This is a genomic window from Spongorhabdus nitratireducens, from assembly GCA_947387575.1.
In the GTDB taxonomy this organism is placed as follows: Bacteria; Pseudomonadota; Gammaproteobacteria; order Pseudomonadales; family Endozoicomonadaceae; genus CANDOC01.
The window spans coordinates 84,280-106,792 of sequence record CANDOC010000007.1; the positions used below are offsets into that span (position 1 = coordinate 84,280).

At 52.1% G+C, this 22,513-nt stretch carries 20 protein-coding genes; 5 read left to right on the top strand and 15 right to left on the bottom strand.

Going from position 1 to position 22,513, the window contains the following annotated elements:
* The first annotated feature begins 3 nt into the window (after window positions 1–3).
* The 3 genes from ACYZZ0_RS13895 to ACYZZ0_RS13905 are packed head-to-tail and all read left to right on the top strand — an operon-like array spanning window position 4 to window position 3,802.
* Entirely contained in the window at window positions 4–1,674 is a 1,671-nt protein-coding gene (locus ACYZZ0_RS13895; protein ID WP_461537234.1) for an amino acid adenylation domain-containing protein, read from the top strand.
* The gene (locus ACYZZ0_RS13900) at window positions 1,671–2,978 is read left to right on the top strand and encodes a hypothetical protein (protein ID WP_461537235.1); all 1,308 of its coding nucleotides are present in this window, start codon (window positions 1,671–1,673) and stop codon (window positions 2,976–2,978) included. The genes ACYZZ0_RS13895 and ACYZZ0_RS13900 overlap by 4 nt, the downstream gene beginning before the upstream one ends.
* 59 nt (window positions 2,979–3,037) lie before the next feature.
* Window positions 3,038–3,802, top strand: coding sequence for an enoyl-CoA hydratase-related protein (locus ACYZZ0_RS13905; protein WP_461537236.1), 765 nt, complete (start codon window positions 3,038–3,040; stop codon window positions 3,800–3,802).
* A gap of 62 nt (window positions 3,803–3,864) precedes the next feature.
* On the opposite strand, the gene trmB is transcribed toward ACYZZ0_RS13905, so the two are convergent.
* The 8 genes from trmB to ACYZZ0_RS13945 all read right to left on the bottom strand — a co-directional run bounded on the left by trmB (window position 3,865) and on the right by ACYZZ0_RS13945 (window position 11,554).
* On the bottom strand, window positions 3,865–4,620 hold the full coding sequence (gene trmB / locus ACYZZ0_RS13910; RefSeq protein WP_461537237.1) for a tRNA (guanosine(46)-N7)-methyltransferase TrmB: 756 nt from the start codon (window positions 4,618–4,620) through the stop codon (window positions 3,865–3,867).
* 150 nt (window positions 4,621–4,770) lie between these two features.
* On the bottom strand, window positions 4,771–5,139 hold the full coding sequence (locus tag ACYZZ0_RS13915) for a DUF423 domain-containing protein (RefSeq protein ID WP_461537238.1): 369 nt from the start codon (window positions 5,137–5,139) through the stop codon (window positions 4,771–4,773).
* A 7-nt stretch (window positions 5,140–5,146) separates the two neighbouring features.
* A complete protein-coding gene (locus ACYZZ0_RS13920; RefSeq protein ID WP_461537239.1) occupies window positions 5,147–6,400 on the bottom strand; it encodes a heme biosynthesis HemY N-terminal domain-containing protein in 1,254 nt (417 codons plus the stop codon).
* Window positions 6,397–7,818, bottom strand: coding sequence for a uroporphyrinogen-III C-methyltransferase (locus tag ACYZZ0_RS13925; protein WP_461537240.1), 1,422 nt, complete (start codon window positions 7,816–7,818; stop codon window positions 6,397–6,399). The genes ACYZZ0_RS13920 and ACYZZ0_RS13925 overlap by 4 nt, the downstream gene beginning before the upstream one ends.
* A gap of 63 nt (window positions 7,819–7,881) precedes the next feature.
* Window positions 7,882–8,640, bottom strand: coding sequence for a uroporphyrinogen-III synthase (locus ACYZZ0_RS13930; protein WP_461537241.1), 759 nt, complete (start codon window positions 8,638–8,640; stop codon window positions 7,882–7,884).
* A complete protein-coding gene (gene hemC, locus ACYZZ0_RS13935) occupies window positions 8,640–9,590 on the bottom strand; it encodes a hydroxymethylbilane synthase (protein ID WP_461537242.1) in 951 nt (316 codons plus the stop codon). The genes ACYZZ0_RS13930 and hemC overlap by 1 nt, the downstream gene beginning before the upstream one ends.
* Window positions 9,591–9,701: 111 nt before the next feature.
* On the bottom strand, window positions 9,702–10,442 hold the full coding sequence (locus ACYZZ0_RS13940; RefSeq protein WP_461537243.1) for a LytR/AlgR family response regulator transcription factor: 741 nt from the start codon (window positions 10,440–10,442) through the stop codon (window positions 9,702–9,704).
* On the bottom strand, window positions 10,439–11,554 hold the full coding sequence (locus tag ACYZZ0_RS13945; protein ID WP_461537244.1) for a sensor histidine kinase: 1,116 nt from the start codon (window positions 11,552–11,554) through the stop codon (window positions 10,439–10,441). Before ACYZZ0_RS13945 ends, ACYZZ0_RS13940 begins: the two co-directional genes overlap by 4 nt.
* Before the next feature lie 489 nt (window positions 11,555–12,043).
* On the opposite strand from ACYZZ0_RS13945, the gene argH reads away from it, so the two are divergent.
* Window positions 12,044–13,471 (top strand): argininosuccinate lyase, encoded by a 1,428-nt coding sequence (argH, locus tag ACYZZ0_RS13950; RefSeq protein ID WP_461537245.1) that lies wholly within the window; start codon window positions 12,044–12,046, stop codon window positions 13,469–13,471.
* A gap of 158 nt (window positions 13,472–13,629) precedes the next feature.
* Window positions 13,630–14,361: a hypothetical protein gene (locus ACYZZ0_RS13955; RefSeq protein ID WP_461537246.1), complete on the top strand. Its 732-nt coding sequence runs from the start codon at window positions 13,630–13,632 to the stop codon at window positions 14,359–14,361.
* 95 nt (window positions 14,362–14,456) lie between these two features.
* Here the strand turns inward: ACYZZ0_RS13955 and ACYZZ0_RS13960 are convergent, their stop codons facing one another.
* The 7 genes from ACYZZ0_RS13960 to waaF are packed head-to-tail and all read right to left on the bottom strand — an operon-like array spanning window position 14,457 to window position 22,430.
* Window positions 14,457–16,184 (bottom strand): carbamoyltransferase family protein, encoded by a 1,728-nt coding sequence (locus tag ACYZZ0_RS13960; RefSeq protein ID WP_461537247.1) that lies wholly within the window; start codon window positions 16,182–16,184, stop codon window positions 14,457–14,459.
* 60 nt (window positions 16,185–16,244) lie between these two features.
* Window positions 16,245–17,687, bottom strand: a complete 1,443-nt coding sequence (locus ACYZZ0_RS13965; RefSeq protein ID WP_461537248.1) for a lipopolysaccharide kinase InaA family protein — start codon at window positions 17,685–17,687, stop codon at window positions 16,245–16,247.
* Window positions 17,684–18,436 carry a lipopolysaccharide kinase InaA family protein gene (locus ACYZZ0_RS13970; RefSeq protein WP_461537249.1) on the bottom strand — a complete coding sequence of 251 codons (753 nt, stop codon included), beginning with the start codon at window positions 18,434–18,436 and terminating at the stop codon, window positions 17,684–17,686. Before ACYZZ0_RS13970 ends, ACYZZ0_RS13965 begins: the two co-directional genes overlap by 4 nt.
* Window positions 18,436–19,260 carry a lipopolysaccharide core heptose(I) kinase RfaP gene (rfaP, locus tag ACYZZ0_RS13975; RefSeq protein ID WP_461537250.1) on the bottom strand — a complete coding sequence of 275 codons (825 nt, stop codon included), beginning with the start codon at window positions 19,258–19,260 and terminating at the stop codon, window positions 18,436–18,438. The genes ACYZZ0_RS13970 and rfaP overlap by 1 nt, the downstream gene beginning before the upstream one ends.
* Window positions 19,229–20,371: a glycosyltransferase family 4 protein gene (locus ACYZZ0_RS13980; RefSeq protein ID WP_461537251.1), complete on the bottom strand. Its 1,143-nt coding sequence runs from the start codon at window positions 20,369–20,371 to the stop codon at window positions 19,229–19,231. Before ACYZZ0_RS13980 ends, rfaP begins: the two co-directional genes overlap by 32 nt.
* Window positions 20,368–21,384, bottom strand: a complete 1,017-nt coding sequence (gene waaC, locus ACYZZ0_RS13985; RefSeq protein ID WP_461537252.1) for a lipopolysaccharide heptosyltransferase I — start codon at window positions 21,382–21,384, stop codon at window positions 20,368–20,370. The genes ACYZZ0_RS13980 and waaC overlap by 4 nt, the downstream gene beginning before the upstream one ends.
* Window positions 21,381–22,430, bottom strand: coding sequence for a lipopolysaccharide heptosyltransferase II (waaF, locus tag ACYZZ0_RS13990; protein ID WP_461537253.1), 1,050 nt, complete (start codon window positions 22,428–22,430; stop codon window positions 21,381–21,383). The genes waaC and waaF overlap by 4 nt, the downstream gene beginning before the upstream one ends.
* Window positions 22,431–22,513: the final 83 nt, after the last annotated feature.

Here is a 22,513-nt window from a genome sequence, read left to right on the forward strand (position 1 = left end):
AAAATGAGGCTGGAATTGGACTACAACAAGAATTACAGAATTCCACAGTCACAGGCGACACGGTTTCATACGCTCAAACATAACCGTATCAAGCCTGCTTTTAACCGGGCAGCAATCAGCAATCTGAGTGCGACTGATCAACTCAGGTTTGAACGTTATGGCCAGGGACCTGCCAGAACCATCCCGTACCACACTATTCATCAAGCCATTGAAGCCCAGTGCCTGCAGCATGGTGATCTGATTGCTGCCCGTCATCTGGATCAGCAAATCAGTTACTCCGAACTGAACCGTCAGGCCAACCATCTGGCCGCTCATCTAAACCGGATCGGCATTGGCCGGGGCGATAATGTTGGCCTGTTTGTCGAACGCTCGATTCCAATGCTGGTCGGTATTCTGGGTATCCTTAAAACCGGTGCCGCCTATGTTCCGCAGGATCCGAAGGTAACTCCTGCCCCGATGCAAAGCCGGGTGATCGAGTCCGCAGGGCTTAGAGTGATTCTTACTTTGTCCCACCTACAGGATCGTATTCCTGACCAGTCAGACAAAACCATTCTTGCACTTGATACGCTGACTACTCTCTCTGGCAATACTGTGGCCAATCTTCATCTTCCACGGGCACCGGTTGCAGACAGTGATAACTGCTTTGTGCTGTTTACCTCGGGTACAACCGGTAATCCCAATGGTGTACAGGTGACTCACAGTAATGTCTGCAACCTGTTGCTTTCGCGCCCGGGAGACTTGGGAATCAAGCCCGGCGATAAAGTGGCTCAGTTGCTTAATATCGCGTTTGATATGGCAGCATGGGAAATTCTGGGGTGTCTGTCCCACGGTGCCACCCTGATTATCCGTGACAGGGATTTCACCGCTGCCGCCAGTAAGAGCAACATTATTATCGCCACGCCCAGTATTCTGGGGCGGGTCGATGCGGATGCCTGCACCGAAGCAAAAACGGTTGCCGTTGCCGGTGAGCCCTGCCCTCGCCCATTAGCAGAGACCTGGGCAAAGAAATGCCGCTTCTATAACAGCTGCGGCCCGACCGAAACCACCATTATCAATACCGCCCAGCACTTCCAGAGTCACAGCCGCCATCTCACCATAGGCAAGCCAACCCCCAATAACACCATTTATATTCTCGACGAAAACCTGCAGCCGCTACCGATTGGCGAAGTAGGAGAAATCTGGGCCGGAGGTCAGGGCATTTCTTCCGGTTACATCAACAACCAACAGCTGACTGATGATCGCTACAAACACGACCCGTTCCTGAACGATGGCCGCATGATGTTTCGTACCCGCGACCTGGGTCGCTGGAACGAACAGGGGGAACTGGAATATCTTGGGCGCACTGATGATCAGGTCAAAGTTCGCGGTTTCCGGGTGGAGCTGGACTCGGTATCCGGTGTACTGGAATCCGTACCCGGCTGTCAACAGGCCGTCACCCTGAAGCTGGATAAAGACAATCTGGTGGCTTATGTACGACCGGCAACGGTGAATATCAGCCAGTGCGAACAGGCAATTAAAGCGGCCCTGCCTTACTACTGCATGCCGGCAAAAATCCTGTCGCTGGACAAGCTACCGGTAACCAGCCGCGGCAAGATCGATAAGCGACTACTGCTATCCGACTCGTTTCTCGAACCCGGTAAAAGCACACAGTCGTCAGAAGGAGCCGCATCATGACGGATACAGTCGCTACTCAGGAGAATATCTCCCGGCCGGGGTTACTGAGCAGGATTCTTCGCCACCGTTATCTGGAGCACTACAACCGGCTGGTATTTCTGGTTCTGGCCGTCAATGCCGCATTTCTCTGGCATGGGCTGCATGAGGGGCAGTGGTGGTCAGCTTCAGCAATCAACCTGAGTGCTGTTGCCAATATGGTACTGGCCAACTTTGCACTGGCAGTACTGATTCGCCAGCAATATGTGATTAATTTTTTATTCTGGCTGGCAACTCGAGCGCCTGTCAGCTGGCCTCTGGCCATTCGCTGGACACTGGCCAAGGTTTATCACTTTGGCGGATTACACAGTGGTTCGGCGATGGCCGCTACTCTCTGGTATGGCGTCTTTGTTGCCGGGTTGCTGAACAATCCTGCTGCAGCTCCCGAGTCCGTGGTTACGATTACCTGGATTATTATGGCGCTGCTGATCGGTATCATCGCTACAGCAATGCCGGGCTTTCGCCAGCGTTATCATAATGCCTTTGAAATAATTCATCGCTTTGGTGGCTGGTCGGTACTGGCACTGTTCTGGATGCAGACTGTTTCGCTGGCAGACTTTCACCAGACCTCGCTGTTAACCAGTGTCGATTTCTGGGTGCTGGCAACCGTCACTGCCAGTGTCATTCTCCCCTGGTTGCGGCTGAAAAAAGTTGAAGTGGATATCAAATCACCATCCAACCATGTAGCGCTGGCAAAGTTTAATCATGGAGTCACACCGTTTCCCGGCTCATCTACCACCATCAGCACCAACCCACTGCTCGAATGGCATGCCTTTGCCAATATGCCTTCTCCCAATGAAGACGGCTTCCGGCTGGCAATTTCCCGTGCAGGTGACTGGACCGGAGAGTTTATTAAGCAGCAGCCAGAAAAGGTCTGGGTCAAAGGTATTCCTACTGCAGGTGTCGCCAATATTGAAGTGTTATTCAAGAAGGTTGTTTACGTTGCCACCGGCAGTGGTATCGGCCCTTGCCTGCCACACTTGCTGGCTGGACAGGTACCTGCCCATCTGATCTGGTCAACCCGCAATCCACGCAATACTTACGACGATGAGCTGGTTGATGAAATTCTGGAAGCAGTCCCGGATGCACTGATATGGGATACCTCAACCCGTGGCAAACCGGACCTGGTGGAACTGGCACTGGAAGCCTGCCAGAAATACGACGCTGAAGCAGTGATCTGTATTGCCAATCAACCACTGACCCAGAAAGTTGTTTATGGCCTTGAGATCAGAGGCATACCGGCCTACGGCGCTATCTGGGACTCCTGACAGCTGTTGAACTGTCACTTACAACTCTCGCTTATCAATAATAAAAACGGAAGAACACCATGACCATTCTTGTAGAAAAACACGACCGGGTAGCCCTGATTAAACTGAACCGCCCTGAAGCCCTGAATGCACTGAATTCGGAAGTACTGCGGCAACTGCTGGAAGTAATGAAACCACTGGATAATGATCCGGGAGTGGGCTGTTTTGTTATCACCGGCTCACACAAAGCCTTTGCTGCTGGCGCCGATATTCGCGAAATGGCGGATCAGTCCTGTGTCGATATGATTCGACAGGATTACTTTGCAGCCTGGAAAGAGTTTACCGATCTTCGCACTCCGAAAATTGCAGCCGTTGCAGGTTATGCCCTTGGCGGTGGCTGTGAACTGGCAATGATGTGCGACACCATCTATGCCGCCGAAAACGCAAAATTCGGACAACCGGAAATCAAGCTGGGGGTTATTCCGGGAATCGGCGGCACCCAGAGACTGACCGGTCTGGTGGGCAAAGCAAAAGCGATGGATATAATTTTGACGGGCAGAATGATGGGGGCAGAAGAAGCAGAGCGGTCTGGATTAGTTGCCAGAACCTTTGCTGATGATCAGCTTATTCCCGAAACACTGGAAGCCGCAAAAACCATCGCAGGATACAGCAAGCTGACAACCAGTCTGGCGCGGGAAACTGTTGACCGGGCACTGGAGCTGAGCCTGCAGGAAGGCATTCTGTTTGAGCGGCGGGTATTCCACTCATTGTTTGCCAGTGCAGATCAGAAGGAAGGCATGACAGCCTTTATCGAGAAAAGAACACCTCGGTTCGAGGGCAAATAATCAGTGTATATTTTCTGATTTGAGAATCCGGGGCTGTGATTAAACAACCCCGGATAAATGCATCAGATACGCTCGAACACCAGATCCCAGACACCATGTCCGAGACGGTGACCACGCTTTTCAAACTTGGTCAGCGGACGGTAGTCAGGGCGTGGTACGTAATCCTTTTCAGCGGTATTACGGAACAGCGGAGACTCACTCAGCACCTCAAGCATCTGCTCGGCATAGTGTTCCCAGTCTGTTGCCAGGTGGATATGTCCACCCACCTTCATATGCTTCGCCAGCAGTTCCAGGAATTCCGGCTTGACCAGACGACGCTTGTGGTGACGCTTTTTGTGCCACGGATCAGGGAAGTAAATCTGTACTCGGTCGAGGCTCTGTTCCGGCACGCACTGCTTCAGTACTTCAACCGCATCATCACAATACACCCGTACATTGTTCAGGCCGGCTTCATGGACTTCGTTCAGCAGACTGCCAACACCAGGACTGTGAACTTCAACGCCAATGTAGTTTTTATCGAGGGCGTTCCCTGCCATTTCGGCCAGAGAGTGGCCCATACCAAAGCCAATCTCCAATACTACCGGCGCATCGTTGCCAAATACTTCAGCAGGCTCGATCGCACCATCTTCAAGCTTGAGCCCGAATTTTTCCCAGCATTCATCAAAGCCACGTTGCTGTGCCGCTGTCATCCGGCCGGTACGGCGGACAAAGCTGCGAACAACCCGGCGATGAGCTGGCTGCTGTTCATTATCATTATGAGTCATTTCGAGAGACTGCTGTTCAGAATGCTGCTCTTCAGCCATCTGCTTTTCGTGCATCGGGAAATTACAACCGGATGAAATCTTAAGTTAAGGTAAGTGCCCAGGCAGTTGTTTTCAGATATTTTGAAACATCTGCATGGTACTAAATAGCATAGTAAGCGTGAAATCGCGTCGGGATTCCATACGCGATTTCACGCTTTCATCATGTCAGTTTTTCTTCAGGGCATGCATCATCAGACACAGCCAGCCGGCAATCATCGCCACACCACCAAAAGGTGTAATGATGCCGAGTCCGCGGATACCAGTGAGAGTCAACGCATAAAGGCTGCCACTGAACAGCAGGACACCTGCCAGCACCAGCCAGCCAGAAGCTTGCAACAAGCGAGTCACACCCTGTGATCTGGCAATAATACCAATCAGTACCAGCAACAGTGCATGAACAAAGTGATAATCAACAGCTGTCTGGTAAGTCACCATCAGCTCGGGAGCCATACTGCCTTTGAGGGCGTGGGCACCAAAGGCGCCCAGACTGACAGCCAGAGCGCCCAGCATGGCGCCTGCAGCGGTAAACTTCATGTTGTGGTTATATCCTTTCTGAGCTGGTCTGTTCCGGCATCGGCAGCTCCGGTACCGAACCTGTAACCAGTGTCAGGCCTTCCCGGAAATAGCTGGAGCTTTTTTCATACTCACCCAGGTGAGCCAGCAGTCGACCCAGTTCGTTGTAGGCATCAGTACTTCGGTGCAGGCTCAGACTGCTTTCGAAATATTCCTGAGCTTTACCCCAAAGCTTGTTACGCAAGCTGAGACGACCCAGTGACAGCATCAACCAGGCATCGTTAGGGCGTTCGTTTACCAGTTTCTCAGCACACTTCAGCTGACTGCTGCTGTCAGCACCGGCAATACGACCATACAACAGAATCAGTTCACGGCTGTAGGTTTTCCCTAAATGCTCTCGCAGCAGGGCTTCAGCTTTCTGTGGGGCATCCAGCGCTACCAGACATTTGGCATAGCGATACAGCAAACCGGCATCACGCTTCTGTCCCATGGATAATTGCTGCCAGACACTCCGGGCCGGTTCAATCCGCTCATCCAGACCAACCAGATTACGACCCTTGTTATATGCCTGATCAAACAGCGCGCCCCATACCCTCTGCTGCAGATCATCATATTCTTTCTCAGCAATGACCTTGCGTTTCTTCAATTCAGGCAAGAGTTCAGCCAGTGCCTGCCAGTCACCTAACTTGAGATAGGTTTCCTTCAGCAATTTGAGCACATAACTGTGCTTGGGTGAGCGTTTGCGCAGCTGGTTGAGCGTAGCCAACGACTGCTCCAGCTGACCGCGGGCCAGATGCATTTGCGCCTGGGTCAGGCCTACAGCCATATCTGCATTGGGAGTACTGGCATCCGCCAGTCTCAGATATTCACTGCAGGCTTCATAGTCACCGGCCTGATTGGCCGCATGAGCCGCCCCCAGATAGTTCAGCAATGGTGCTTCACCATCGGCACCGGCCTGGGAAAGATGTTTATGGGCCGGTTTCCAGTGTCCACCAATCAGCTCAACCAGGCCCTTGGCTGAAAGCCGGCGGCCACGACGCTGACGGGCAGTATGGGTCATCGGGTAAAGCAGGTTTACGCTACCGAGTAACAGCTGCAGAATCACTCTCAGCCCGAGAACCACCACGGCAAAGCCCAGCAGTAACAGCAAAAAGCTCCAGAAGCTGCTTTCAAAGGTATAGTTTTTCCAGGCCAGCAGCACATAACCACTGTCATCAACCAGCCAGGTTGCCGCAGCAAAAGTACCTGTCAGCAGAATCAGGAAAACACTGAAAATTTTCATTGTTCCCCCTCAGCGGCGGTTTCTGCCGGTGCCTTATCTTCCTTTACAGGTTCTGCCGGAACAGGTTCAGCCAGAGGAATAGCACCGTTATTTTCTGCAGCCGGTTCCGGCTTTTTCTGAGCCTGTGGCTGCTGCAGCGGCAGACGGCGATCACTGGCAATATCATCCAGATAAACTTTCAGTCGGGATAACCCGCGGGAGACATCCGGCAGCCGCTGCTCAATTGGCATCTTTTGTAGTTCGGCCAGCTGATCAATAATCGCCTGACTCTTGGGCTTATCGTGGGAGAAGTAACGTTCCACCCATTCGCTGGCCTGCTGCAGACTGGAAACATAAACTTCCTTTCTGCCCTGCAACATGGCCAGTCGGGCCTGTTCCAGCATCAGCCGGGCATTCAGGCGCAGGGCAATTTCATCATCCACTGATGGCAACGGTTCTACCGGCGCATCGCGGCGGGTAATCCGGAACTGAGTCGAGAAAACATTCCAGGCACGCTCAACCGAGTTTGCCAGCTTGGCTTTCCAGACTTCATACCAGGGCATATCAGCGGTATTCAGGGCAGCATCTGACGACTCTTCAGCGGCCGGCTGAGTATATTCTATTGATCCGGAAGATCCCGGAGCAGCCGGAATTTCAGCAGGGACGACCGGCAACATGGCGATCTGTTTTTCAAGTGCTGTCAGCTGTAGCCAGAGCCCGTCCCGATCCAGTGCCGGCACTGATTTCAGCGCAGTAATATCTTCCGCCAGAGCTTCACGTACCGGGAATAAGGAGTAGTCATCAATGCTGACAATCAGCTGATCCGCATCCAACAACAAGGTTTCTGCACTTTTAACATCACCCTCGGTACGAAGTCGCTGATTAGCCAGCCGCATCAGGTATTCTGCTTCAGCCAGCAGCCAGCTTTCCCGGTTGCTGCCCTGCAGTTCCCGAATCTTTTTCGACAGACTTTCCAGCTGATCCAGCACCACATTCATCTGTTCGCGCTGCTGCTGTTCCTGCTGCGGTACAGATTCCAGTGTGGATTTAACTGACTGTTGCAGTTGCTGCAGCTGTTTCTGCAAGTCGGCAGACGACTTTTCGATGTGCTGACTTTGGGTTTTGTTGCCCGCTGCTTGTTGCTCCAGCACTACCAGCTGTTGCTGGGCCTTATAGCCATACCAGCCAATGGCGCCTGCGCCACCCAATGCGGCCAGAGAAACCACCAGACTCAGAACAGCCAGGCTGTTACCTCCGGATTTTCCGGTGTGAGCTGACTGGGCAGAGGTCTTTTTCTTTTTTGGTGTACCGGAGGTCTGCGGTACATCCTTTGACACTTCTTTTGATACTTCCGGCTGGTTTTCTACCGACCGATTTTCTGCTGAAGTGTCTGCACCTGACTGGTCAGATGCCGGGGATTCTTTTCCGTTTTCGCTCACTATCGTGCCTATTTTGTACAGTGATACGCCGGCGTGGATCCGGAATAGAGTGAGGGCTGCGTCTTACAGCCCCTGAAGTGCCCGTATCATGCTGGCGTCATCTGCACCGTCGGCAATGACTATATTGTGGAATCCGGCTGTCTCAGCCGCTTCTGCAACCCGAGAACCGGGTACCAGCAGATTTAGTTCGGACGATTGTTCTGGATTAAAATAATGTAATAGGTTAGCGAGCATTTCGCTACTGGTGGCGATCATACAATTGATATGGTGATCGGTAAGATGGGCCGTTACCACCCCTGTTTCATAGCCAGGACAGTAGCGTTCATAGAGTTCCAGCCGTTCAACCCGGGCGCCTCTGGCAGCCAGTTCATCCTGTAGTAATGTTCGTCCGCCCCTGCCACAGACCAGCAGAATGCGCTGGTCATCAACCTGCTGCATCGATTCGAGTGCCAACAGGGCTTCACTGTCAGACTGACCATCAGCCAGTATTGGTTGAATATTTTCCTGCTGCAGTTTTTGTGCGGTTGCCGGCCCGATGGCGTACCACTCTGTGCCCACCGGTAACTGGGGCCACCACTGGTCTACTTCATCCAGCATGGCTGCGGCTGCCGTGGCACTGATGCAGATGACCTTAAGATACTGATCCAGCGACAGCACTCTGGTCCGGTCACTGTCAGTCAGTGCTACCCGACGAGTTTCCAGCATCGAAAGCTGCCATGCCTTGCCACCCTGCCGGGTAATTTCAGCAGCCAGCTTCTGACCTCTTTGCTCCGGACGCAGAATCAGCGCCCGGATATCTGCCAGCGTACCGGTCTCCGGCATCAGTGTTCCCCGGTAGCAGGCGCGTCTGCTTCACCGTAAACAGCCTGAAGAATCTTGTCTGCACCCTGCTCCAGCAGTGACTCGGCTACCTGAATACCCAACTGCTCGGCTTGCACTGCAGGACCACGAACTTCACTGCGCAGCATAGTTTCGCCATCCGGACTGCCTACCAGACCCCGCAGATAAATATTCTCGCCTTCCAGAACGGCAAAGCCGCCAATCGGTACCTGACAGCCACCATTCAGCCGCTTGTTCATGGCGCGCTCGGCCAGAACGCAGCTGGCGGTCTTCTCATGATGCAGCGGCTTCAGCAGTTCCAGCATTTCGGCATCGTCTGTGCGGCATTCAATACCTACAGCACCCTGACCACCGGCCGGCAAGCTCTGCTCGGTTGAAATGTAATTACGAATCCGGTCAGCCATTTCCAACCGGATCAAACCTGCAGCGGCCAGAATAATGGCGTCATATTCACCTGCATCCAGTTTTGCCAGACGGGTATTTACATTGCCCCGCAGGAACCGGATTTTTAAATCCGGGCGATCAGCCATCAGCTGACACTGACGACGCAGACTGGAAGTGCCAACAACAGCACCTTCAGGCAACTCATCAATGGAGTTAAAGGTGTTGGACACAAAAGCGTCGCGAGGATCTTCCCGTTCGCAGATCACTGCCAGTCCCAGTCCTTCTGGAAACTCCATGGGAACATCTTTCATCGAGTGAACAGCAATATCCGCCCGGTTTTCCAGCATGGCGGTTTCCAGTTCCTTAACAAACAGCCCCTTGCCGCCAATTTTGGCCAGAGGAGCATCAAGGATTCTGTCGCCGCGACTGGTCATGGCAACCAGTTCAACTTCGAGATCGGGATGGAAGAATTCCAGGCGCGCTTTGACATACTCTGCCTGCCATAAGGCCAGCGCGCTTTTGCGGGTAGCGATGCGAACTTTTTTCACGGGGCCCTGAACTGCTGGTTAAAAGGGCCACCATGATATGACAGAGTCTCTGGTGAAGCTATCCATAAACTCACGATTAATACTGGAGGGAAAGCAGCTGCCGGAGCTGCTTCAGAGTTCACTCATCAGTTTGCGCATACCGGCCACATGACGCCGACTGACGCCGAGCGGTGTTTCAACATCCTTGAGTTTGACGGTGTACTGCCCCTGATCACAGCGACACAGGCCTTCAATCGCATCCCTTGCCACCAAGGCGTTGCGATGGATACGAACAAAGCGCTGGCCAAATTCGTTTTCCAGCTCTTTCAGGGTTTCATCAATCAGCACTTCACCATGAAGGTGATGCACCGTGACATATTTGTTATCAGCAATGAAGTAGCGGATATCTGCCAGCTCAATCAGTTCGATACCACGATGGGTTCGAGCACTGATATGAGTGCGGGAACGGGAAGTATGGCGGCTGTCATCAGTAAGGCTTGATGCCTGCAGCTTGTTAATTTTTCGGGCCTTTTCCAGTACGGTTTTCAGTTCTTCCTGCCGCACCGGTTTAACCAGATAGCCAGCAGCATGAACATCAAAGGCAGCCAGTGCATACTCGTCATAGGCTGTACAGAACACCAGCGCCGGCGGACAGGAAAGTTTCTGCAAACCTTCGGCAACCTCAATCCCGCCCAGGCCGGGCATGCGAATATCCAGCAATATGATGTCGGGCTGAAACTGTCTCGCCAGCCTGACAGCTTCATCTCCGGTACCGGCTTCCCCCTTGCAGACATCATAGCCTTCAAGGTGCTCCAGCATGTGGCGTAACCGGTCACGCGCCAGTGGCTCATCATCGGCTATCAAAACCTTCATGCACCATGTCTCTCTTGATTGTGATCAGTTATTGCTCGGGTCTTGTCCTGAAATGGCAGCGGGAAAGCAATCTGGGCAATAAAATACGGTCTTCCGCCCCGCTCATAATTCATCGTATGCAGACTCGCCTGATTACCATAATGAGCCTGAAGCCGATCAGTAATATTATCCAGCGCCAGATGACTTCCTTCGATTGCTGCCATTTGATCCGGCTCTTCAGGTACCGGATTGATGACCTCGATCATCGCATGACTGCTGTTACGGTGAAGCCGCACCTCAATTGTTCCGCCTTCAGGCAGGCACTGAATACCGTGACAAATGGCGTTTTCGAGCAACGGCTGTAAAGACAGTCTTGGAACTTTCAGACTCGCCGGCATGTTATCCAGTTCCCACATAATTCCGAGCCGGTCACCAAACCGCTGTTGCTCTATTCGTATATAACGTTTGCAGAGCCCGATTTCTTCCTTCAGTGAAACCTGTTCTCCGGCTTCCCTCAGACTGGCCCGAAACAGATCACACAGATCCTCAACCGCCTGTTCAGCCCGCTCTGGTGCTACGGGAATCAGGCTGGCAATAATATTCATACTGTTAAACAGGAAGTGGGGCCGGATCCTTGACTGCAATGCCTGAATACGTGCCTGCAGTTCAGCTTCCTGTTTTTGCTTCAGCTCTTGGGCCAGATAAAAGTAGCGCATCACCATGCCACTGACGATGAGAGCTACCAGCAGGTTTCGAAAAATAGGCCAAGGCTGCAGCAAGGCGATAGAAATGGATGATATGCAATAATAGCCAGCCAGGGTAAAAAACAGCGTCACCATCTGTACCACAAACAACATCGCAATTATTGCTACCGGCACCGGCAGCCGTGACATTAAAGGCCGCAGTTTGCACATCATGGCGGCACTGGTCAGCACGATCCATTGCACAAACAGCGAAACCAGTGCCAGTTTGTGCCAGTCGATACCAAACACACCAGTTTCAGCCAGCACCATAACGCAGACCATAAGCTCCGCTACCAGCACCAACAGAAAAACAGCGCCAGCTGTACAGAGATCAGGCAGGAAGAAGCCTCTGATGGCCTCCCGTTCAGTGACGAATCTGGCCGGTTTCATCGTTATCCATAATTTTTTTGGCAACCAGCTGAATAAAAATACAAATAAATCTTTTAATTATTCATATGGCAGCCGCAATTGCGGCTGGTATACTCACCTCAACCTGTGATCTGATACAGGTTCTATACGAATATAGCGGCCACGAGATATCCCGCATAACGAATGCTGCAAATAAAACAGTAACTAGGGAGCGTTCTCAATCAGACATATGACCAGTTCATCACGCAAGCTCTCAGGCAAGGCGAACGGTGAAGGGTATGGTGGTTCCATGCTCGAGCCGTTCAACGCGGCCTGAGAGCTTGCGTGATGAACCCGAAGGGCCACTCATGGTTTACGCCAGAGCTGCGTTACTCACTGTTTATGTGGAACATCCACACCGCACAGTTCGCGCCTTGTCTGGTGTAAACCATGAGCGGCTGGTCATATGTCTGATTGGGAACGCTCCCTTGCGGAAACTCATCAAGCAAAATAAAAAATGGCGGTATTTCCATGACCACAGAAACCGGAAAGCACACGGCAGAATCACCGGTAACCTCAGAAACCACCAACCAGCAATGGGGCGGGCGCTTCAGTGAGCCAACCGATGCTTTTGTTGCAAGATTCACAGCCTCTATCGATTTTGACTGCCGCCTGTACCGCCATGATATTCAGGGATCCATTGCCCATGCCCGAATGTTGGGTCACAGCGGTATTCTGACTGCCTCCGAAGTTGAGCAGATCATTACCGGGCTGGAACAGATTCAGCAGGAGATCGAAGCCGGTCAGGTTGAATGGTCAGTAGAGCTGGAAGATATTCACATGAATATCGAATCCCGACTGACACAGAAGATCGGTCCGGTTGGCAAAAAGCTCCACACCGGTCGCTCTCGTAATGACCAGATCGCCACGGATATTCGTCTCTGGTTACGGGACGAGATTGATGTCATCAGTAAAGAATTCAGACGTTTTCAGTCCGGTTTGCTGCAACTGGCAGAAAAAGAAGCGCATACCATTATGCCGGGCTTTACCCATCTGCAAACAGCTCAGCCAGTGACATTCGGACATCACCTGCTGGCCTGGTATGAAATGGTCGAGCGTGATTACCAACGGCTGCAGGACTGTCGCAAGCGAGTAAACCAGAGCCCATTGGGTGCTGCTGCGCTGGCCGGCACCACGTTCCCGATTGACCGTCATTTCACTGCTGATGCCCTTGGCTTTGACGGTCCCACCCGTAACTCACTGGACTCCGTCAGCGACAGGGACTTTGCCATCGAATTCTGCTCTGCTGCGGCCATTGCCATGACTCACCTGTCTCGTATGGCAGAAGAGCTGGTGCTGTGGACTTCAGCCCAGTTCAACTTTATCGAGCTGCCGGATCGGTTCTGTACCGGGTCGTCCATTATGCCGCAAAAGAAAAATCCCGATGTTCCTGAACTGGTGCGTGGCAAGACCGGACGAGTCAATGGCCACCTGATCAGCCTGCTGACTCTGATGAAGTCACAGCCACTGGCCTACAACAAGGACAATCAGGAAGATAAAGAGCCTCTGTTTGATGCTGTCGATACGCTTCGGGACAGTTTCCGGGCCTTTGCCGATATGGTGCCGAATATTCAAAGCAAACCTGAAGTGATGCGGGAAGCCGCGCTGCGTGGTTTCTCTACCGCAACTGACTTGGCCGACTACCTTGTCCGCAAGGGACTTCCTTTCCGCGATGCTCATGAAGTGGTTGGTAAAGCCGTAGCTTTCGGCATTGAAACTGAAAGGGATCTGGCTGAACTGAAGCTGGAAGAACTGAGCACTTTCAGTGATCTGATTACCGCCGATGTTTTCGATGTACTGACGCTGGAAGGTTCGGTGAATGCCCGTAACCATATTGGCGGCACGGCACCGGAGCAGGTTTTGAAAAGTGTTGAGGTACTTCGCGCTCAGTTAGGCTAAACGCCAGACAGTCAAAAAAAGCGGCATGATGTGGGAATATCATGCCGCTTTTGTTTAAGGCTATAGACCTACTATTAAATTTCATAATTAAGGAATACACCAAAATCCTGAAGCTTTGTACTATTCGGCTTCGAATCAACAAAAGCTAGAAGTGCAAAATGTTATTCAAAACAGGGATGAATCTTACCCTCTCCTATCTAGTGCTGATTATCGCACTTCGATGGCCACCGGATATACTTTACCATCAGCTTCAAACAATGCCTCTAAATGAACTAGGAGATTTTTTTGCCGGTTTATTCAGCCCTGTCGCATTCTTGTGGCTTATTCTGGGGTTTCTTCAGCAAAGTAGGGAGCTTGGACAAAATACTGAAGCACTATCAATGCAGGCAGATGAACTCAAAAAAGCAGTGAAGCATCAGAATGATATGGTTCTGATTTCAAAGAGACAAATGCAAGAAGAGAGAGAAAAGTACCGCAAATCTATATCGCCACACTTTATTTACGTGGACTCCTTACTTCGTATGGAAAATTCTGACGGAATGATTCCCTTTGAATTGCAGATTCAAAATTCAGGCAAACAGTGCTCGCATACCAACATAACAATAACTGATGTAACCAATCAGATCATATATTCTAAAAATTACCCTTCCATCCCTTCTGGCAAGATCGTGTATCTTGATTGGGAAATATCATCTTCTCTTATTGATAGCCATCAATTTATTACACTCCACACATCATCTTCAGTGATTGGTGGAGACTTTATTCATGAGCAAAGCTTTGATCTTGAGCTGAAAGAGCAAAATGACACATCCAAACTGTCTAGTGGAGAGATTATAGAAGAGGAGAGACTTTATTCCTATGAACCAATCATCTGGTCTACTTCTCACTAACTAACACGCAAGGCCTTCATTAGGTCAACGAAAAGATGGCGCCCCCTATTCTCGCCATCTTTTCTTGCCTTAGGCTGACTCTACTTATGCCACGCTCAAGGCTGCTTGGTAACCAGAATATCTTCCATCACCAGATACTGCAGATCCGAGCCGAAAAACATATTCAGCGCATCTTCCGGAGTACAGGCAATGGGCTCACCGCGGCGGTTAAGTGAGGTGTTGAGCAATACTCCATTACCGGTTTTCTCTTCCACTGTTTCCAGCAGCTCATAAAACCGTGGACTGCCTTCCCGGCTCACAACCTGGGCTCTCACTGTTCCGTCACTATCAATGATTTCAGGAACTCGCTGCTTCCATTCATCCGTGACTTCAGAAACAAACGTCATGAATGGTGACGGGTGATCGCCCTTGAACATCTGAGGCGCAACCCGGTCAAGCAGACTGGGGCAGAAAGGTCTCCAGCGTTCACGGAATTTCACCTGCTGGTTTACCTTTTCAACAACACCTTCGATGCCAGGGCAGGCCAGAATACTGCGCTGACCAAGAGCGCGTGGACCAAACTCCATCCGGCCCTGGAACCAGGCGACCGGATGGCCTTCTGCCAGCAGTTGCGCTGTTTGTTCCAGCGTATTATCCAGCCGGGTAAACATGGGCTTTTCCGGATGCTCTTCACAGATTTCGATAATCTGATCGTTATCGAAATCTGGTCCCAGGGCAACATGAATCAGGGGTTCAACCCTCTGACTCTGCTGTTCTGAAGCATAGACAGCGGCACCAATGGCTGAACCGGAGTCACCGGATGCCGGCTGAACAAACAGTTCTTTCACATCAGGACGATTGATGATCTTCTGATTGAGCCGCACATTGAGCGCGCCTGTACCGGCAAAAGCGACTTTGCCAGACTCCTTCAGCACATCCCCGAGATAGTGATCCATCAACTGTAATGTGGTGTCTTCATACAGTTTCTGCATCGCCGCCGCATAATGACAGTGAGGGTCATCCGTCAGATCACCTTTGCGGCAGGGTCCGAGCCACTCCACCAATTGTGGTGAGAAGGTGCAGCCCTGATTGCGCTTGCGGTAACGTCTCAGCCCAACCACATTGGCCAGTTTGGTATTGACCTCAAAGTTCTTGCCATCAAACGACAACAGACGAGAGAAGTCATAGCGATCAGGATCGCCCAGGGTCGACATCTGCATGACCTTGTATTCACCATCAAGCGGATCAAATCCAAGGTATTCAGCAATCACAGCATACAGTCGACCCAGCGAGTCAGGATCATAAAACTCTTTGATCTTGTGGATTTTCCGGCCTTCACCATAACCGAAGAATGTCGTGGCATGACCACCGGAATTATCCAGCGTCATAATCGCTGTTTTTTCCTCAAAGCCACTCAGGTGATAGGCACTGGCGGCATGAGCCAACTGATGATCAACCGGAACCAGTTGATACTGGCCGGGAATAATGCCGGCGTTCTCCAGCATCTGCTGCAGATTCGCGATATAACGGTTGTAGCGACGATTGTCACACAGCAACGCTTCCAGCGAACGCTCCGGTGCATACCAGTAACGCCGGATATAATGCCAGCGGGAACGGGTGAAAAAACCGGCAGGGGCCACCGGAATAGCCACGGCATCAACCTGATGCGGTTTGATCCCCGCGTGCCGCAGACAAAAGCGGGTAGCTTGCACCGGCATGCCGTTGCGGGCATGTTTCTCCCGGGTAAACCGTTCTTCTTCTGCTGCAGCAACCAGCTTGCCGTCAACCAGCAAAGCTGCAGCAGGATCATGATTAAATGCTCCCGACAGTCCGAGAATAACCATACTTAGCGCCTTTTAACTGCCGCTCCGAATATAAACAGGAGCCGACAGCACTGCATTCAGTCAGTGTGTTGGTGTTAGAGGTTGGAAAAGTGCCTGAACCCGGCGGTTGTTGACCCAGTTACGGTTGAAACGCTCCAGGTCTTTTTCTCTGGCCGCTGCAAACCCGGCTGAATTCTTGTACGACTTCATTGAGTCGAGGTCAACCAGTAACACTTGTTTGTCAGCCTGATGCACCAGAAAGTTATTGGCCTTCAGGTCACCATGAGCAACCAGACCCCGTCCGAGTGACTCGATAATCATAGCGGCCTGTTCGGCAATCTTCTGTTCTTCAGCGGAGTCATGGGGAAGGACTTCGCCCTCCTCACGGCCAAAATAATTCATCAGCTGTTCGTTGGGAACCCATTCATTCACAACATAACTGCAGGTCACTAGTGGGCCGGTTCGCAGCTCGAGCATGGCAAGTGGTTCTGCTGTCGGAATACCCAGCATTTTTAACAGGTGCGCACTCTTCCAGCTCTGCTCTGCCCGAGAAGTCCGCAGAGTTCTCAACATGGTGTGAAGCCAGTTTTTACGACTGAGATAGCGCTTGGCGACAACCTTGCGACCATCTTTCAAAGCAAACACTGCCACCGTATTGGTGCTGCCGGCCTTGATCACATGTTCGGGCTTGAAGTAACTATCGGGATCATCAAGAAAATGCCGTAACGCCTCGCTGTCCTGATCACGGCGAACAGAGAAGAAGCGGGATGCAGTTTTTTCGGTAAGGAAATCGGTGCAGGTACGCAGCGTTTTTTCCAGGAAGCGTTCTCGCCACTTGCGCTGACGCTGAATACGTTCGAGCAGTTGTTCCAGTGAATCCGGCAAAAATCCGGTCTGCTCACACCATGCCGGATAAACCTGTTCCAGCAGGCGATCATAACGCGGAAAAAATACCGCAAAGAAGCGAGCCAGATTTTCCTTGGCTTTTACATCGGTCAGCGGCTTGTTCTGTTTGTAGCTGCTGATATCTGCACCACCGCCATCAATCATCCATAACTTGCCCTGACTCCAGAGCAGATTATCCAGGTGGATATCATCCTGACAGACACCGGCCAAATGCAGTTTACCCAGTAAATGCACGGCAGCAATCATCCACTCTACTCGCTGCCTGTCATCCGCATTCTCATTCCAGACAGAGGTAAAGCTGACCGCTTCCGGTAAATATTCAAAGCTTACAAGCTGCATATCACCCGCAGTATTCGGGCCACTGGTAACAATCCCGGGGGTCTGGATATCAGCCGCGGCAAATGCCCTTGCCCCGGCAACTTCACGCCGGGCATGACGTTCCCTTGAATCACCAATAAAACATTTAACCAGCAGTGTCCGATCACCCGAGCGGCATTTACCCACAATACGTTTGCCCGGCAGGAACCTCAGAATGGACTCCATTACCAGACCATCACCAAGATCAAGCGGGACAGAAGGTTTCTGTTTCAGTGCAGCCAGTTGATGTCCGTTCATCATTCCCGTCCCTCAAAGAACCGTACGACCTTCCTTGCCTGTTGCTTGATTTCCGGTGTCAGACTGTTGCTCTGGTGGTACTCCAGCAAGAAGCGTAGACGCTGGGTTCGGGTCAGCTGATATTTGGCCACTTTGTCCAGACAAGCCAGATCCTTGACTATCCGATATTCCAGAAAAGGGGGATGCCATTTCTGCCCTGCCGGGCAATCAATCAGGAAGGCTTCCGGCTCGGATGTCGGGGTAATCAGAATATTACGCCACTTGAAATCATTGTGAACAAAACTGTTTCTGTGCAGGGTGCGGGCAATATGAGCCACTTTGCAGCTGATCTTCTTAACCCACTTGCGATCCCGGAACAGCGGCGAGCCGTTTCGCGCCAGTTCGGCCAGGTCAATGGTGCCTTCCAGCGCTTCAGTGATCAGAACTCCACGCTGGGTTTTGGAAAAGATGCGCTCCTGACCATAGGCCACAACCTTGGCAGCTGGCAGCCCCAGTTTGAGAAAATACAGCTGGTTTTCCCACTCTACCTTGATCCGGCTCCAGCCCAGATAACTGCGTAATCCCTTGGTGGCGTGGTAACGCTTAACATAGTAGCGACGATCACCCACCTTGAATGGAAAGACACAGCTTTCAGAATCAGCAGCAACAATCCGTCCTTCCAGTTCAAAGACCTTTTTCAGCGAGCTGAAGATTTCCGCTTCCGGCGTATTCTTCCACTCGTCGGTAATGGTCCATTCCGTCGTTAACAACATTACTTGATCTCCGAACCCTTGCGCTCGGTTCGAGCCTGCAGCTTTGCTGCTTTCTTCATCAGCGGTTGCCACAGCCAGTCAAACTGTTTCAGGGCCTGTTTCAATGGCAGCCCGGTATAGATACGGACAAAACGCAGCAGATCACGGTCGCTGAGGCCAATATCCAGCGCTGAAAAATACAGTCCGGACAAATCCTTGATTACCCACCGTTTCGGGGTGCTTTTTCTAAGCTGGCTACGGTGCAGGTCGATCAGGTACAGATCAAGGTTGTCAGCAGAAGGCTCGCCCTTTGACAGATCCAACAGGAAATGACACAGGTAATAATCGCGGTGGTTCATACCGCTTTGATGCATACGGCGACTGATATCAGCCAATTTGTGAACCAGAGCTCGCTTGAGACTGAACGCGGGAGGGCTCTTGTCCCATCCCATACAAAAATCTTCAAGGCTGACCATATTGGCCAGCTCTTCCGTCACAATAAACGATTGCTGTGCTGCCGGATTACTGCCCCGCTTGCCGTAAGCGACAGTATGCATGGTACCGATGCCCTGCTGCTCCAGATGAGCGATAGCCTGCCATTCATTTTCTGCACCCAGTACCGGCATACGCAGCCGGATCAGGTTTTCCACAATCTCCAGCCAACCGACACCACGGTGAATCTTGACGAAAAAGCCCTTGCCGTTGAGCTCAAACCTCAATGTCTTGCGTGCTTCAAGCTGGCGATACACTTCACCCTGCAGGGTTTCCACCACTGCAAAAGGGTCCTGCTGCTTCCAGGCCTGACGAAACTCCTCATTCAGATACAGCATCAGTACCTCGCTCACCTGACGCTTCAATCACTTCCACTGCTCGCAGTGGCATATCGTAAATATCCGCATCAGCGGCATAGGCCAGCGCATTCTGCTGCCATTGCTGACGTTCCGGGGAATCCAGCATTTCAGCAAGCGCACGGTTCAGCTCATCCTGCTTAAAAGGCGATTTGATCAGCTTGCCAGCCTTCGCTTCGTCAATGTAAGCGGCATAACCACAAACATCGGTAACCAGTACCGGCAAGCCTGCAACCAGTGCTTCCAGCAGGACGGTTCCGGTGTTCTCGTTGTAAGCCGGATGAATCAACACATCAGCGCCCAGCAGAAACCGGGGAACATCATCCCGGCCAGAGAAGAAGGTAATGTGCTCTGATACTCCCTGCTTGCGGGCCTGTTGCAGAAACGCTTTGGGTTTGTCCTGCCCGATAACAAAAAAGCGGGTACGTTTTTTCTGTTGCTCCGGCAGTGAGGCCAGTGCCTGAATCGCGCGATCCAGACCTTTGGTACGAAAGCCTGAACCGACCATCAGCACCAGCCGGTCATCATCACTCAAACCAAATTCCTGACGGAACTCTGCCCGGATCTCATCACCGTTTTCCGGACGACAACGATCACGGGCAATACCTGGCGGCAGCAAAAACATACGTTCTTCCTGCGTCCGGTAATACAGTTTGAACAGACCTTTCTGAATGGCCGAAATCAGCAGCACCCGAGTGATTTTATCAGCACCGAAGACCTCACGTTCCCAGCCGGAAAACTGGCGATAGCGTTCGGTCTGGCGATAGAGCCAGGAGCGCTGTTTCTGCGCTTTTTCTTCAAAGCAGGTATCGGCGGCATAGTAAACATCCAGCCCGGGCATCCGGTTAAATCCAACGACCTGATCAACCGGTTCAGCCTGCAGTGATTTCATCACCTGTTCATGGAAGCGTGCATTGCGGGTTGTTGCTGCAAAGCCGGAAGCAGGCAGAATGCGGATATCAAAACCTTCCGGCTGCGGCCCTTCCCAGGCCATGCAGTACACCCGCACCTGGTGTCCCCGTTCATGGCAGATACCGGCAATGCGGATAAAATCCCGCTGCAATCCGCCAAACGGAAAATATTTAAAAAGAATAAATGCCAGTTTCATATTGAGGCTCGATCCAGCGCTGGTTGCAGCGCATCCATCACAATATCCGGAGTCAGTGGAGCAAATATCTGTGGTTCAATATCCGGACAGTTAACCGGATTGCAGTCTTTTGCTACCAGATGCTGCTGATTATCACCGTAGGCGCCCACCAGCAACGGGCGTGTCGGCCCGTAAAGAGATACTCCCGGTACTTCCAGTGCTGCAGTCAAATGGCCAAGCCCGGTATCCACGGCCACAACGGCCTGCGCTCCGGCAATAACCGATGCCACCTGACGCAGTCTCAGTCTGGGCAGGACTGTAACACCCTTACAGCTTTGTTGGATTCTCTCCGCACGCTCGCGTTCAACCGGATTACCCCAGGGCAGCACAATGTTCATTCCACGGGCCGCCAGTCTGTCCGCCAGCTGACACCAGTAGGACTCTGGCCAGTGTTTGTCAGGCCAGGTTGTGCCATGCAGAAATACCACATATGGACTGGCAGGACGCAAACCCTCACGATCTTCAAATACTTCAGCCGAAAGGCTGAAATGACCTTGCTGACCTTCGGGCAGGCTATAACCCAGCGATTGAGCAAACAGCTGCCGCACCCGTTCAACCGCATGCTGCTCTTTGGCAACAGCCACCGGATGATCATAAAACCTTGCAGACAGCGGTTCCCGGGCAGAGTTTTTATCCAGCCCGTAACTTGGTCCCCGGCCATAACGCACCAGGAAAGCACTCTTTAGCAAACCCTGGGCATCAATAACCGCATCATATTCCTGAGCCAGCAGCGCCTGTTTGAAAGCACGCCACTCCCCACTGCGCCATGTCTGCAGAATATTTTTGCGCCAGCGTCGTAAGGCTACCGGCAGTACCCGGTCAACAGCAGGATGCCAGGCCGGAATCTCGGCAAAACCTTCTTCCACCACCCAGTCAAAACGAATACCGGGGATGGCTGTCACCGCATCCGTTAACGCCGGCAGGGTGTGAATAACATCCCCCATTGAGGATGTTTTGATAACAAGTACTTTCATTCTTCAGTACCTGCCATTTTGACAGTTGCCGGCGCCAGCTTGTCCAACGCTTCAATCACCTGCTCCGGCATCAGTTCTTTCAGACAGCGCAGATGACCCAGTGGGCATTCCCGCTTGAAACAGGGGCTACATTCAATGCCAGTGGAGACAATGGCCTTGTTTTCATTCAGGGGAGGGGTAAATTCAGGCGAAGTGGAGCCATAGACCACAACCAGTGGCCGTTCGAGGGCCGCGGCGATATGCATAAGCCCGGAGTCATTACTGACAACAGCATCTGCAACAGACAGCAAATCCACCGCTTCAGCCAGTTTGGTCATGCCAGCCAGATTGACACATAGATGCTGCAGCTCTTCCGGCAGGCTGTCACGAATATCTTCAGCAACCGGTTTGTCTTTTTCCGAACCAAACAACCATACCTGCCAGCCGGCTTCAGCCCGAACTCTGGCAACTTCGGCGTAGTATTCTTCCGGCCAGCGTTTTGCCGGGCCGAACTCTGCTCCCGGGCAAAGCGCCAATACCGGACGGTCGGTTTCCAGATGATAGGTTTCCAGTGCTGCCGCCAGAGAATCCTCAGCAATCTGCAGCGCCGGCCGAGGCAGCTGTTCCGGCAGTTTTGCCTGAGCGGGCAGCCCCAGAGCAACAAAGCGCTCAACCATCAGTGGATAACGTTTTTTATCCAGCAGACGAATATCATTCAGCAAGCCGAAGCGCATTTCACCACGCCAGCCGGTTCGTACCGGAATACCGGCGAGCCAGGGAATCAGTGCAGACTTCAGTGAATTGGGCAGTAGTATCGCTTCATCATATTCATAACGAGCCAGCTCCCTCGCCACCTTGCGGCGCATGCCCAGATCCAGCTTGCCATGACCTACCGGCATATTGATGCTGGTGTGGACTTCGGGCATTCGATCCAGCAACGGGCGACTCCAGGCGGGTGCCAGTACCTCAATACAGCAATCGGGGTGTTGTTGTTTCAGGGTCTTGAACAGGCTTTGAGCCATGACCATATCGCCAACCCAGGACGGACCTACAACCAGATATTTCACAGAGTCTCCACATTACACCGCGGGTAAACCGGGGCACCTAAACCTAACCAGCCAGCTGCATGAAGAAAAAAGGGGCTTTCCCC